Origin of the sequence: Phyllobacterium sp. 0TCS1.6A (assembly GCF_026420825.1) — a bacterium.
Lineage (GTDB): Bacteria > Pseudomonadota > Alphaproteobacteria > Rhizobiales > Rhizobiaceae > Phyllobacterium.
Window position 1 is genome coordinate 643425 of the sequence record NZ_JAPMAB010000002.1, and the last position, 14241, is coordinate 657665.

General features: G+C 61.0%; 12 protein-coding genes. 9 read left to right on the forward strand and 3 right to left on the reverse strand.

The genetic code is table 11. The features are described 5' to 3' along the window. Positions 1–125 precede the first annotated feature (125 nt). Together OSJ75_RS07285 and preA are read left to right on the forward strand one after the other, a co-directional pair. Positions 126–1580 (forward strand): NAD(P)-dependent oxidoreductase, encoded by a 1455-nt coding sequence (locus OSJ75_RS07285; RefSeq protein WP_267227382.1) that lies wholly within the window; start codon positions 126–128, stop codon positions 1578–1580. A gap of 11 nt (positions 1581–1591) precedes the next feature. After that, a complete protein-coding gene (gene preA, locus OSJ75_RS07290; protein WP_250019044.1) occupies positions 1592–2902 on the forward strand; it encodes an NAD-dependent dihydropyrimidine dehydrogenase subunit PreA in 1311 nt (436 codons plus the stop codon). 12 nt (positions 2903–2914) lie between these two features. On the opposite strand, the gene rutR is transcribed toward preA, so the two are convergent. Next, a complete protein-coding gene (gene rutR, locus OSJ75_RS07295) occupies positions 2915–3568 on the reverse strand; it encodes an HTH-type transcriptional regulator RutR (RefSeq protein ID WP_250019043.1) in 654 nt (217 codons plus the stop codon). A 202-nt stretch (positions 3569–3770) separates the two neighbouring features. Between rutR and OSJ75_RS07300 the strand changes: the two genes are divergently transcribed. The 7 genes from OSJ75_RS07300 (at position 3771) to OSJ75_RS07330 (ending at position 11804) form a co-directional block, all read left to right on the forward strand. Continuing rightward, on the forward strand, positions 3771–5096 hold the full coding sequence (locus OSJ75_RS07300; protein ID WP_267227383.1) for an aspartate aminotransferase family protein: 1326 nt from the start codon (positions 3771–3773) through the stop codon (positions 5094–5096). Positions 5097–5113: 17 nt separating this feature from the next. Further along, the gene (locus OSJ75_RS07305) at positions 5114–6361 is read left to right on the forward strand and encodes a Zn-dependent hydrolase (protein ID WP_267227384.1); all 1248 of its coding nucleotides are present in this window, start codon (positions 5114–5116) and stop codon (positions 6359–6361) included. A 57-nt stretch (positions 6362–6418) separates the two neighbouring features. Beyond that, the gene (gene hydA, locus OSJ75_RS07310; protein WP_267227385.1) at positions 6419–7873 is read left to right on the forward strand and encodes a dihydropyrimidinase; all 1455 of its coding nucleotides are present in this window, start codon (positions 6419–6421) and stop codon (positions 7871–7873) included. Next, the gene (locus tag OSJ75_RS07315) at positions 7873–8712 is read left to right on the forward strand and encodes an ABC transporter ATP-binding protein (RefSeq protein ID WP_250019039.1); all 840 of its coding nucleotides are present in this window, start codon (positions 7873–7875) and stop codon (positions 8710–8712) included. The genes hydA and OSJ75_RS07315 overlap by 1 nt, the downstream gene beginning before the upstream one ends. Before the next feature lie 79 nt (positions 8713–8791). Continuing rightward, a complete protein-coding gene (locus OSJ75_RS07320) occupies positions 8792–9691 on the forward strand; it encodes an ABC transporter permease (protein WP_267227386.1) in 900 nt (299 codons plus the stop codon). Beyond that, positions 9688–10785, forward strand: coding sequence for an ABC transporter permease (locus OSJ75_RS07325; RefSeq protein ID WP_267227387.1), 1098 nt, complete (start codon positions 9688–9690; stop codon positions 10783–10785). The genes OSJ75_RS07320 and OSJ75_RS07325 overlap by 4 nt, the downstream gene beginning before the upstream one ends. A gap of 26 nt (positions 10786–10811) precedes the next feature. After that, positions 10812–11804 (forward strand): ABC transporter substrate-binding protein, encoded by a 993-nt coding sequence (locus OSJ75_RS07330; RefSeq protein WP_250019036.1) that lies wholly within the window; start codon positions 10812–10814, stop codon positions 11802–11804. A gap of 44 nt (positions 11805–11848) precedes the next feature. On the opposite strand, the gene ilvD is transcribed toward OSJ75_RS07330, so the two are convergent. After that, positions 11849–13702: a dihydroxy-acid dehydratase gene (gene ilvD, locus OSJ75_RS07335; protein WP_267227388.1), complete on the reverse strand. Its 1854-nt coding sequence runs from the start codon at positions 13700–13702 to the stop codon at positions 11849–11851. A gap of 172 nt (positions 13703–13874) precedes the next feature. Continuing rightward, positions 13875–14111 (reverse strand): Lrp/AsnC ligand binding domain-containing protein, encoded by a 237-nt coding sequence (locus tag OSJ75_RS07340; protein ID WP_250019034.1) that lies wholly within the window; start codon positions 14109–14111, stop codon positions 13875–13877. Between the last annotated feature and the right edge of the window lie 130 nt (positions 14112–14241).

Here is a 14241-nt window from a genome sequence, read left to right on the forward strand (position 1 = left end):
AAAATTTGACCTTTTGAGAAAATATGCCATTCTTTTCTCAAGAGGAGCCGGACGAACCGGCCCGTCATGAAACGGTGACGATCCATGGGAACTGGACGTCACCCTCATATGGGAGATGCCATTTCATGGGATCTATGGAGTCTGGTATCCGCGACGTCAGGGCCGGCCGGCTTGCGCCTGAGGCTTATGACGATGTGTTTTCCGATCTGCATCCGCCGCTGACGCGCCACGAAGCCTTCGTGGAGGCCGATCGCTGTTACTTCTGCTACGACGCGCCCTGCATGAACGCCTGTCCGACGGGCATCGATATTCCCCTGTTCATCCGGGAGATTGCCGCCGACAACCCCACGGGATCGGCCAAGACGATCCTTGCGGAGAACATACTGGGTGGAATGTGCGCCCGCGTCTGCCCGACGGAAACGCTGTGCGAGCAGGCTTGCGTGCGCGAGGCCGCGGAAGGCAAACCGGTGAAGATCGGGCTGCTGCAGCGCTACGCCACGGATCATCTGATGGCAAATGGTCAGCATCCGTTCAAACGTGCCGCTCCCACGGGGAAAACCGTGGCGGTGGTTGGCGCTGGTCCGGCCGGGCTCGCGGCCGCTCACCGGCTGGCCATGAATGGCCATGACGTAACGATATTCGAAGCGCGGCCCAAGGGCGGCGGTCTCAACGAATTTGGCATCGCCGCCTATAAGAGCGTCGATGATTTCGCCCAGAAGGAACTCGACTTCATTCTCCAGATCGGCGGCATCACCATTCAATATGACAAGGCGCTTGGCCGCGACGTCAGCCTTGACGCGTTGCGCGCCGGTTTCGACGCGGTGTTCCTCGGCATCGGCCTGCCCGGCGTCAATGAGCTCGGACTTGAGGGCGAGGACGCGGCAGGCTGCATCGATGCGGTCGATTTCATCTCGGTATTGCGCCAGAGCAACGACCTTTCGGAGATCGCCGTCGGGCGAGACGTCGTCGTCATCGGCGGCGGCATGACCGCCATCGACGTGGCGGTCCAGACGCGGCTCCTTGGTGCTGAGAACGTCATCATCGCCTATCGGCGCGGGCCCGAACACATGAATGCCAGCGCCTATGAACAGGAGCTGGCGCTGAAACACGGCGTCATCATCCGGCATTGGTTGCAGCCGCGCGCCCTTACACGCAACGAGCGGGGCGAGGTCTGCGGCATCACCCTGGACTATACGCGATTGAAGGACGACCGTCTGGAGCTGTCCGGCGAGAGCATCACCCTCGCCAGCGACCAGATATTCAAGGCAATCGGCCAGATGCCGGCCTCCATGCTGCTTGCCGAGACCGGCATCGCCCTGTCGCGCGGCCGCATCAGCGTCGATGAAGAGGGGCGCACATCCATTCCTGGTATCTGGGCCGGAGGCGATTGCGTGGCGGGCGGCCAGGACCTGACCGTTGCGGGCGTCCAGGACGGAAAAATCGCAGCCGAATCCATCCACCGCAAGCTGACGCAGCAGGCAGAAGCGGTACCCGGTTTCGCCGAGGCCGTGATGGCGGGCGGGAGCCAGCCAGCTTCGACGCCGAAACCAGTTGCCGATCAAAGCCATGTAACTGGCTGAAGGAACGAACCATGGCCGACCTCACATCGAACTTCCTTGGCATCAAATCTCCAAACCCGTTCTGGCTGGCCTCGGCGCCGCCGACAGACAAGGCCTACAATGTCGAACGCGCCTTCAAGGCCGGTTGGGGCGGAGTCGTCTGGAAAACGCTCGGCGAGGAGGGTCCGCCGGTCGTCAACGTCAATGGGCCGCGCTATGGCGCGATTCATGGTCCCGACCGCCGTTTGCTCGGCCTGAACAATATCGAATTGATTACCGATCGGCCGCTTGAAGTGAACCTGCGGGAAATGACGGAGGTCAAGAAGAGGTGGCCCGACCGGGCGATCATCGCTTCGATCATGGTTCCGTGCGAGGAGAATGCGTGGAAGGCGATCCTTCCGCGCGTTGAAGAAACCGGCGCGGACGGCATCGAGCTCAATTTCGGCTGCCCCCATGGCATGTCCGAGCGCGGCATGGGCGCGGCGGTCGGCCAGGTGCCCGAATATATCGAGATGGTGGTGCGCTGGTGCAAGCAATATTCACGGATGCCGGTGATAACCAAGTTGACGCCGAACATTACCGATATCCGCAAGCCGGCGCGGGCTGCCCGGGCGGGCGGCACGGATGCTGTTTCCCTCATCAACACCATCAATTCCATCGTGTCGGTCGATCTCGACAATTTCTCACCGACGCCATCCATCGACGGCCGGGGTTCCCACGGCGGTTATTGCGGCCCCGCGGTCAAGCCGATCGCGCTGAACATGGTGGCGGAAATCGCCCGCGACCCTGAAACGCGGGGCCTGCCGATTTCCGGCATCGGCGGCATCACGACCTGGCGCGACGCAGCCGAGTTCATTGCTCTCGGTTGCGGCAATGTCCAGGTCTGTACGGCTGCCATGACCTACGGATTCAAGGTGGTCCAGGAGATGATCTCAGGCCTATCCGACTGGATGGATTCGCGCGGCTTGCGCACGATAGAGGATTTCCGCGGGCTGGCCGTGCCCAATGTGACGGATTGGCAGTATCTCAACCTGAACTACGTCACGAAGGCCCATATCGACCAGGACCTCTGCATCAAATGCGGCCGGTGCCATATCGCCTGTGAGGACACGTCCCACCAGGCCATTACATCGATGGTCGATGGCGTGCGGCATTTCGAAGTGATCGACGAGGAATGCGTCGGGTGCAATCTCTGCGTCAATGTATGCCCGGTGGAGAATTGCATCGACATGGTGCCGATGCTCGCCGGCGTCGATCCGCGCACCAAGCAGCCCATCACGCCCGATTACGCCAATTGGACGACGCATCCCAACAATCCGATGGCGAAGGTCGCGGCGGAGTAGTCCCGCCGCAAGCTAGCTGCGCGGCCGGATGCCGTTGAGGATGATGGTCAGGACTGCCTGCGCGGTCTGTTCGCGGAATCCCGGCCGGCCGACCTGGCTTCCCATGATCGCGCGCACCTGCACGTCGAAATCGGCATAATGCTGCGTCGTCGCCCAGATCATGAAGATGAGGTGGAAGGGATCGATCGGTGCGAGCTTGCCTGCACCGACCCAGGTGCGGATGATCGCGGCCTTTTCTTCCACCAGGGGCTTGAGGTGTTTCGTCAGGAATTCGCCGATCGCGGGCGCTCCGTGCAGGACCTCATTGGCGAATAGCCGCGATGCCTCCGGATGGCTTTCCGACATCTTGATCTTGGCGGTGATGTATTTGCGCAATTGTTCGATCGGATCGCCGTCCGCATCGATCTCCGCGAGGGGCGAGAGCCACTCCGCCAACGTCTCTTCGAGCAGCGTGACATAGATGTTCTGCTTGCGCGGAAAATAATAGAGCAGGTTGGGCTTCGACATGCCCGCCTTGTCGGCGATCTGGTCTATGGTGGTGCCGCGAAAACCATAGGTGGAAAAAATCTCCAGCGCCGCGTCCAGGATCAGGCGGCGATTTATCTCCTGGATCCGGGTCGTCTTTTCCGGCAGTTGCTCCGTTTTCCGCCTTGCAGCTTTCGCCATGCCTCAACCCCTTTTCGCCCCGCGACAAAATGGCAAATCCTCAGTGCCATGGGGCGGCGAGAAACCCATACAAAGCGCTTGACCGCCTTCATACGCTCTTCTAGCCTGCATTTTGACCAAGTAGTCAAGTTTTTGATTGCGCTCATGCTCAATCATTCGGGAACACAAAAGCGGCAACGTCCGCCTGAAGGAGGCAAGTCACATGCTGAAGTCGGCATTGGCAACGAATAATCTCGAAGCGTTCTGGATGCCGTTCTCGGCCAATCGGCAGTTCAAGCAGAACCCGCGCCTCCTCGTCAGCGCAAAGGACATGCACTACCAGTCTCAGGATGGTCGTGAAATCCTCGATGGAACGGCCGGCCTCTGGTGCTGCAATGCCGGCCACGGCCGCCCGAGGATCGTCGAAGCGGTGCAGAAACAGGTCGCCGAACTCGACTACGCGCCGGCGTTCCAGATGGGCCACCCGAAGGCTTTCGAGCTTGCAGCCCGTCTCGCCGCCATGCTGCCTTCGCCGCTCGATCATGTGTTCTTCACCAATTCAGGTTCCGAATCCGTCGATACCGCGCTCAAGATCGCGCTCGCCTATCATCGGGCCAAGGGCAATGGCACCAAGGTCAAGCTGATCGGGCGTGAACGAGGCTATCACGGCGTTGGCTTCGGCGGCATTTCCGTCGGCGGCATTTCCGGCAATCGCAAGACCTTCGGCAATGCACTCGGCGGCATCGACCATATCCGCCATACCCACGATCTGGCGCGCAATGCCTATACCCGCGGCGAGCCTGAACATGGCGTGGAGTTCGCCGACGATCTCGAGCGCGTCATTGCGCTTCACGATGCCTCGAACATCGCCGCGGTCATCGTCGAGCCCGTCGCAGGCTCGACGGGCGTGCTCATTCCGCCGAAGGGCTATCTGAAGCGGCTGCGCGAGATCTGCACCAAGAACGACATCCTGCTGATCTTCGATGAGGTCATCACCGGATTTGGCCGCCTCGGCGCGCCGTTTGCCGTGGATTATTTCGGCGTCGTTCCCGATCTTGTCACCACGGCAAAGGGCATCACCAGCGGCGTCATTCCCATGGGGGCGGTCTTCGCCTCCAGCGATATCTACAACGCCTTCATGACCGGGCCGGAAAATCTGATCGAGCTATTCCATGGCTATACCTATTCCGGCCATCCCGTCGCCTGCGCCGCCGCACTGGCGACGCTCGACACCTATGAGGAAGAAGGGTTGCTGACGCGCGCTTCGGAGCTTTCGGATTATTGGGCGGATGGGCTGCACGCGCTCAAGGGCCTGCCGCATGTCATCGATATCCGCAATCTCGGCCTTATCGGCGCCATCGAGCTTCAACCCGTCGAAGGTGCTCCGACCAAGCGGGCGTTCCAGGCGTTTCTCGATGCCTATGAGCGCGGAATACTGATCCGCACGACGGGCGACATCATCGCTCTGTCGCCGCCCTTGACGATCAGCAAAGGTCAGATCGACCATCTTTTCGACAGCCTTGCCGACGTGCTGAAAAATCTCGCTTAGCCCAGGGAAGGCGCGATATGGCTCTGACCGGAAATCTCAGGATAAACAGCGACCGTCTCTGGGACAGCCTGATGGAAATGGCCAAGATCGGCCCCGGCGCGCGTGGCGGCAATAACCGGCAGACCCTGACGGACGAGGATGGCGAAGGGCGCCGCCTTTTCCAGTCCTGGTGCGAAAAGTCCGGTTTGACCATGGGCGTCGATACCATGGGCAACATGTTCTTTACGCGTGAGGGAACGGACCGGGAAGCGTTGCCCGTCTATGTCGGCAGCCATCTCGATACGCAACCGACCGGCGGCAAATATGATGGCGTGCTCGGCGTCCTGGGCGGGCTCGAACTCGTCCGCACGCTCGATGACCTCAATATCAGGACCAAACATCCGATCGTCGTGGTCAATTGGACCAATGAGGAAGGCACGCGCTTTGCCCCCGCGATGTTGGCGTCCGGCGTTTTCGCCGGCGTCCACGAGGAAGACTGGGCCCTCGGCCGCGAGGATGCCAAGGGCAAGAAATTCGGCGACGAGCTCGAGCGCATTGGCTGGAAGGGTGCCGAGAAGGTCGGCGCACGCAAGATGCACGCGCTGTTCGAGCTTCATATCGAACAAGGGCCGATCCTCGAGGCCGAAGGCAAGGATATCGGCGTCGTCACCCACGGCCAGGGCCTTTGGTGGCTGCAGGTCACCCTCACCGGCAAGGATAGCCATACCGGCTCGACGCCCATGCCGATGCGCCGCAATGCCGGTCTCGGCCTCGCCCGCATCACCGAACTTGTGCATGAGGTGGCCATGAAGCACCAGCCGAATGCGGTGGGCGCTATCGGCCATGTCGACGTCTACCCAAACTCGCGCAATGTCATCCCGGGCAAGGTCGTCTTCACGATCGATATCCGTTCGCCCGACCTCGCGACGCTGACGGCGATGAAATCCGAAATCGAACAGAGGGCTCCCGCAATAGCCAGGGAGCTCGGTCTCGGCATCGACATCGAGGAAGCCGGTCATTTCGATCCGGTGACCTTCGATGAGGGCTGCGTCACGGCGGTGCGCAATGCCGCCGAGAGGCTGGGCTATTCCCATCGCAATATCGTCTCCGGCGCCGGCCATGACGCCTGCTGGATCAACCGCGTCGCGCCGACGGCGATGGTGATGTGCCCTTGCGTCGACGGTCTCAGCCATAATGAGGATGAGGAAATTTCCAAGGAATGGGCGGCCGCAGGCGCCGACGTTCTGCTGCACGCGGTTCTCGACAAGGCGGAGATCGTGACGTGACGGGCTGAGCTACGATCTGGCACGCGTTCGGCACAAGACCAAAAAGGGGAACGAACAATGCTCAAGCAAGTGATAAAGGGCGGGACCATCATCGCCGCGGACCGCACCTACAAGGCGGACGTCCTCATCGAGGGCGAAACGATCGCTGCCATTGGTCCCGATCTTTCGGGCGGCGACGTCATCGACGCTTCCGGCTGCTATCTGATGCCCGGCGGCATCGATCCCCACACCCATCTCGAAATGCCGTTCATGGGTACCCATTCGACCGATGATTTCGATACGGGAACCGCCGCCGCCCTTGCCGGCGGCACGACGATGGTGGTGGATTTCGTCCTGCCCGGACAGGACGGCCTGCTGGCGGCCCTGCAGGATTGGTTCCAGAAGGCGGGCAAGGCCCGGACGGATTATTCGTTCCACATGGCCATCACCGGCTGGAACCAGCAGGTGTTCGACGAGATGCCGAAAGTCGTCGAGCGGGGCATCAACACCTTCAAGCATTTCATGGCCTATAAGGGCGCCCTGATGGTCGATGACGACGAGATGTTTGCATCGTTCCTGCGCTGCGCCGAGATCGGCGCCATGCCGCTCGTTCATGCCGAGAATGGCGACGTGGTGGCGCATCTCCAGCAAAAGCTGCTGGCCGAGGGCAATACCGGACCCGAAGCACATGGCTATTCGCGGCCGCCGGAGATCGAGGGCGAGGCGACCAACCGCGCCATCATGATCGCAGACCAGGCCGGCGTACCGCTCTATGTGGTGCATGTTTCCTGCGAGCAGTCGCATGAAGCGATCCGCCGCGCCCGCGCCAAGGGCATGCGCGTCTTTGGCGAGCCGCTGATCCAGCATCTTGTCCTCGATGAGAGCGAATATCGAAACGAGGACTGGGACTATGCCGCACGGCGCGTGATGTCGCCGCCCTTCCGCGACAAGGCCAATCAGAACAGCCTTTGGGCCGGCCTTTCCTCCGGCAGTCTTCAGGTGGTGGCCACCGATCATTGCGCCTTCACGACCGAGCAGAAGCGTTTCGGCGTCGGTGATTTCACCAGGATACCGAACGGGACGGGAGGGCTGGAGGACCGGATGCCGGTACTCTGGACCAAGGGCGTCAGGACGGGGCGTCTGACGCCCAATGAGTTTGTCGCCGCGACCTCGACGAATATTGCGCAGATCCTGAATATCTACCCCAGAAAAGGCGCGATCCTGCCCGGATCGGATGCCGATATCGTCATCTGGGACCCGAATGCCACCAAAACGATCTCGGCCAGCACGCAGAAATCGGCGATCGACTACAATGTGTTCGAGGGTATCGAAGTGACAGGCCTGCCGAAGATGACGCTTTCGCGCGGCCGTATCGCCTATCGGGACGGCGAGGTCATCGCGCCGACGGGTAGCGGGCGCTTCATCGAACGCGAGGCCAATCCTTCCGCCAATCGCGCCCTGTCGGCATGGAAAGAATTGACGGCTCCACGTAAGGTGGAGCGCGATCCGAACAACATACCGGCAGGCGTATGATGGCTGTCGTTGCATTACAGCAGAAGACGAGGGCGGCGGCGGATTTGGCGAGGCGCAATGTCATCGAGGTGAAGGATTTGTCGCTGGTGTTCCAGACCAGTGACGGGCCGGTCAATGCCCTGTCGAATATCGACCTCGAGGTGGAAGCAGGGGAATTCGTCTCGTTCATCGGCCCTTCCGGCTGCGGCAAGACAACCCTGCTGCGCGTCATAGCCGATCTGGAACAGCCGACATCCGGCGCGATCACGGTCAATGGCATGAGCCCGTCCGAGGCGCGGGAAAAGCGCGCCTATGGCTATGTTTTTCAGGCGGCGGCGCTCTATCCCTGGCGCACCATCAGCGGCAATATCTCGCTGCCGCTGGAAGTGATGGGCATATCGAAGGAGGAGCGGCGCCAGCGCATTGCGCGCAATCTCGAACTCGTCAACCTGTCCGGATTCGAGAAGAAGTTTCCCTGGCAGTTGTCGGGCGGCATGCAGCAGCGGGCCTCCATCGCGCGGGCGCTTTCGTTCGATCCGGACCTGCTCCTGATGGATGAGCCTTTCGGTGCTCTGGACGAGATCGTCCGCGATCATCTCAACGAACAATTGCTGAAACTTTGGGCGAAGACGCAGAAGACAGTCATTTTCGTCACCCATTCCATCCCGGAGGCAGTCTTCCTGTCGACGAAGATCGTGGTCATGAGTCCGAGGCCGGGTCGGATCCACGAGATCATCGACTGCGATCTTGGTGCCGAGCGCCCGCTCGACATCCGCGAGACGCCTAAATTTCTGGAGATCGCGCACCGCGTCCGCGAGGGGTTGCGGCACGGCCATTCCTACGACGAGGTCCATGCGTGATGTCGAACGCGGGAACATGCAAGATCGCCGATCCATGCTCCCGCGGCGGGGTTGAGCGGATAGCGGCAAGGGGCGCCTCATGACCGAAGCGCGGGGACCCATCGTCCAGTTCTGTTTCGACAGGGTAATTCCTGTCGGTACCATTCTGCTGGTGATCATCGCCTTGTGGTACGTCTTTTCCGTCGTCCTCAACGCGCCTTTCGAGCGTGATCAGGCGGCTCGCGCCAGGACGACGATCACCACGAGCCAACTCCTGCACAATACGATGTGGCAGGAGCGGCCGGTGCTGCCGGCGCCGCATCAGGTGGCGGAGGAGATACGCAAGACCGTGTTCGATCTGCGGCCGACGTCCAAGCGCAGCCTGGTCTATCACGGCGCCGTGACCCTCTCCTCCACGCTCCTCGGTTTCGTGCTCGGGACCCTGCTCGGAATATTGCTCGCCGTCGCCATCGTCCATTCCCGCACATTGGACAAGAGCCTGATGCCATGGATCATCACTTCGCAGACCGTGCCGATCCTCGCCATCGCACCGATGATCATCGTCGTCCTCAACGCGGTCAATATTACCGGCCTCCTGCCGAAAGCGATCATTTCGACCTATCTTTCGTTTTTCCCGGTGGCCGTCGGGATGGTAAAGGGCCTGCGCTCGCCCGAAATCATGCATCTCGACCTGATGCGCACCTATAATGCTTCGCGCAGCCAGATATTCTGGAAGCTGCGCTGGCCAGCCTCGATGCCCTACCTCTTCACCTCGATGAAGATCGCCGTGGCGATCAGCCTTGTCGGCGCGATCGTCGGCGAGCTTCCAACCGGAGCGGTCGCAGGTATCGGCGCCCGTCTTCTGGCGGGCTCCTATTACGGCCAGACAGTGCAGATCTGGGCGGCCCTGATCGCAGCGGCTCTCATGGCTGCGGTGCTCGTCAGCCTGATCGGAATTGTCGGCAGTCTGGTCAACCGCCGTATGGGAGTACGCTCGTGAAACGTTCGCCGCTCGCCATCCTGTCGCTGTTGCTGGCCCTCGGCGGGCTGATCCTGCCGGCGGGTGGCGATGGCGGCGTGCTCGCGCAGATGGCGCCGACCGTGATATTCGTCGCTGCCGCGGTTGCCGTCTTCGTTGCCCGCTCGACGTTTTCGCTCGTCGCCCTGCTTCTGCTGGTACATGTCGGCGCGTTCATGCTGCTTGGCATGCTTTCCTCGTTTGCTGCAGCGCCGCCGCTGCTTGGCTATTGGTGCATGGTCGTTGCGGCATGGCTGCTGGCATGGCTCGCCGTGCAGCGCCTTGCGGAATTTACCGTTACGTCGCGGCAATTGCAGAAGCTGGTGAATCTCGCCCTGCCGCTGCTGTTCGGCGCCTGGCTGCTGATCCTCTGGGAGCTTGTCGTGCGAGGCTTTGGCGTACCGACGATCCTTCTGCCGCCGCCGTCGATGATCGCTTCACGCATTGCCGCCTCGGTTCCGACGCTCTGGGCCGATTTTCAGCAGACCTATCTGAAGGCAGCGCTCGCAGGCTATGCCATGGGCTGCGGCGCCGGGTTCGTCGCCGCCATAATCGTCGATCGGGTTCCGTTCCTGCGCAAAGGCCTGTTGCCGATCGGCAATCTGGTCGCTGCTCTTCCGGTTGTCGGCATCGCCCCGATCATGGTCATGTGGTTCGGCTCCTACTGGCAGTCAAAGGCGGCTGTCGTGGTGATCATGACCTTCTTTCCGATGCTGGTGAATACTGTCGCCGGACTTGCCGCGTCTGGCGCGATGGAGCGCGACCTGATGCGGACATACGGGTCGAGCTACTGGCAGACACTGGTGAAACTGCGCCTGCCCGCCGCGATGCCCTTCATCTTCAACGCCCTGAAGATCAATTCGACGCTCGCCCTTATCGGCGCCATCGTCGCGGAATTCTTCGGTTCGCCCATCGTCGGCATGGGGTTCCGCATTTCGGCGGAAGTCGGCCGCATGAATGTCGACATGGTCTGGGCCGAGATATTCGTTGCGGCGCTCGCCGGCTCGCTGTCCTACGGGCTGATCACGCTGGTCGAGCGTGCCGTCACCTTCTGGCATCCTTCTTACCGAACCTAAAAACAAAAACAGAGGAGAACGAAAACATGAAAAGGATAATCGGATTGTCGTCGGGGGTCGCCCTCGCCATGGTGATGGCTGCGGGCACGGCGTTTGCGGCGGACAAGCTGACATTGCAGCTGAAATGGGTCACGCAGGGCCAGTTCGCGGGCTACTATGTGGCAAAGGACAAGGGCTTCTACGAGGAGGCCGGTCTCGAGGTCGAAATCAAGCCGGGCGGCCCGGATGTCGCCCCGCCCCAGGTGATTGCCGGTGGCGGTGCCGACGTGGTCGTGGACTGGATGCCATCAGCGCTGGCCACGCGCGAAAAGGGCCTTCCGCTCGTCAACATCGCCCAGCCGTTCAAACGCTCCGGCATGATGCTGACCTGCCGCAAGGAGACCGGAATCACCAAGCCGGAAGACTTCAAGGGCAAGACGCTCGGCGTCTGGTTCGGCGGCAATGAATATCCCTTCCTGTCGTGGATGAGCCATCTCGGACTGAAGACCGATGGCGGGCCGGACGGGGTTACCGTGCTGAAGCAGGGTTTCAACGTCGACCCGCTCATTCAGAAGCAGGCGGACTGCATCTCGACCATGACCTATAATGAATATTGGCAGGTCATCGATGCGGGCATCCCGGCCGATCAGCTCGTCACGTTCAAATATGAGGACGAGAAGGTAGCGACGCTCGAGGACGGGCTCTACGTCCTGCAGAAGAGCATCGATGATCCCGCAATGGTCGAAAAGCTTGCCCGTTTCGTCAAGGCCTCGATGAAGGGCTGGGAGTATGCGCGCGCCAATCCGGACGAGGCGGCGGATATCGTGCTTGAAAACGATGCGAGCGGTGCGCAGACAGAAAAGCACCAGAAGCGCATGGTCGCCGAAATAAACAAGCTGACCGAGGGCTCGGATGGCGTGCTGGATGTCGCGGCGGCAGAACGTACGGTCGAGACCCTATTGGAAGGCGGTTCCGATCCGGTGATCACCAAGAAGCCGGAAGGCGCATGGACCACCAAGGTCACCGACGCCATCAAGTAGCGGACCGGTGCAGCCCTTCGGTTCGAGGGGCTGCATCCGTCTGATTATTCCCAATGATCGGGAATCTGGCGCACGGCGCCGCGCGCGGCACTTGTCGCCATTGCGCCATAGGCGCGCAATGCCGTCGTCACCTTGCGCTTGCGCTTTTCCGCCGGCTTCCAGGCCGCTGTTCCCTTAGCTTCCATGGCAGCGCGGCGCTCGGCAATGACCGCGTCGTCGACCGCGAGGTGGATCTTGCGGTTCGGAATGTCGATATCGATGATATCGCCTTCCTCCACCAGGCCGATCAGCCCGCCTTCCGCGGCTTCGGGAGAGACGTGACCGATGGAGAGGCCCGACGATCCACCCGAGAAACGGCCATCGGTGATCAGCGCACAGGCCTTGCCGAGGCCTTTCGATTTCAGGTAGCTCGTCGGATAGAGCATTTCCTGCATGCCGGGGCCGCCACGCGGACCCTCATAGCGGATCAGCACGATATCTCCCGGCGCTACGCCACCGTTCAATATGCCGAGGACGGCACTGTCCTGGCTTTCGAAGATGCGCGCCGGCCCGGAGAATTTGAGGATGGACTCGTCGACGCCCGCGGTCTTGACGATACAGCCATCCTCGGCAAGGTTGCCGTAGAGCACTGCCAGGCCGCCATCCTTCGAATAGGCATGTTCGGCATCGCGGATGACGCCCGTCTCGCGATTCAGATCGACAGAATCGAAGCGGCGCTCCTGACTGAAGGCGACCTGCGTCGGCACGCCGCCGGGTGCAGCCTTGTAGAAATCGTGCACCGAAGCACTCTTCGTGCGCATGACGTCCCAACGGTCGAGCGCGGCACCGAGATTTGCGGAATGGACAGAATAGACCGATGTATCCAGAAGGCCCGCACGATCGAGTTCGCCGAGGATGGCCATGATGCCGCCGGCGTGATGCACGTCTTCCATGTGGACATTGGCCACCGCGGGAGCGACCTTGCACAGCACCGGAACCCGCCGCGACAGGCGGTCGATATCGCTCATGGTGAAATCGACTTCGCCCTCATGGGCGGCGGCCAGCAGGTGCAGCACCGTATTGGTCGAGCCGCCCATGGCGATGTCGAGCGTCATGGCGTTTTCGAAGGCGGCAAAGCTGGCGATGGTCCGGGGCAGGGCCGTTTCGTCATCCTGCTCGTAATAGCGGCGGGCCAGATCGACGATGAGATGGCCGGCCTCGACGAAAAGCCGGCGCCGATCGGCATGCGTCGCCAGGGTCGACCCATTGCCCGGGAGCGAAAGGCCGAGCGCTTCCGTCAGGCAGTTCATCGAATTGGCTGTGAACATGCCGGAGCATGAGCCGCAGGTCGGGCAGGCGGAACGCTCGATGGCCGTGACTTCCTCGTCCGAGATACGGTCATCGGCAGCGGCGACCATGGCATCGACCAGGTCGAGCTTTTTCTCCTTGTCCTCCCAGACCACCTTGCCCGCTTCCATCGGGCCGCCCGAGACGAAAACGACCGGAATGTTGAGCCGCAGCGCGGCCATCAGCATGCCGGGGGTGATCTTGTCGCAATTGGAGATGCAGACCATGGCATCGGCGCAGTGCGCATTGACCATATATTCGACGCTGTCGGCGATGATCTCGCGGCTCGGCAGCGAATAGAGCATGCCGTCATGGCCCATCGCGATACCGTCATCGACGGCGATCGTGTTGAACTCCTTGGCAACGCCGCCGGCGCTCTCGATCTCGCGCGCCACCAGCTGGCCGAGGTCCTTGAGATGCACGTGGCCGGGGACGAACTGCGTGAACGAATTCACCACCGCGATAATCGGCTTGCCGAAATCCCCATCTTTCATGCCGGTGGCGCGCCAGAGCCCGCGGGCTCCAGCCATATTGCGGCCGTGTGTAGTCGTTCTTGAGCGATAAGGAGGCATTTTTCGATTATCCCGATATTATCTCAGCAGCAGTTTACGCCACGGCCGTCTCTCTGGCAAAGATTGGCATTATGTTGCGCAAATGCGGTTCTTTTGTTGCACTTATTACATAAGACATCGAATGACCGCATGAAACGGGGCGTAATGTCTCGGCTGCGAATATTTCCTTCGTTCAGAAGGCGGTGAAGGTCATGGTGGTCAGCGATCGCGCAATACCCTGTATGTCCAGCACATTGTCATTGATGAATTTTCCCACGTCCTGGCCTTCGGGAATGTAGATCTTCATCAGGAGGTCGTAGTCGCCGCTGGTGGAATAGAGTTCCGACACGATCTCACGTTCGTAGAGTTCAGCCGCAACCGTGTAGGTCTTGCCGGGAAAACACTGGAGTTGCAGGAATACGGGTTTCATACTTATCTCCGACGCGAAACTATTTGCTGGTCCATTAGCCTATTTGGCTTGGAAATGCAGCGCAATCTATTGTGTTCGGGCCAATCGCCCAAATGACGTGCCGGAAACGGCAAATATTGCAGAATGCCAA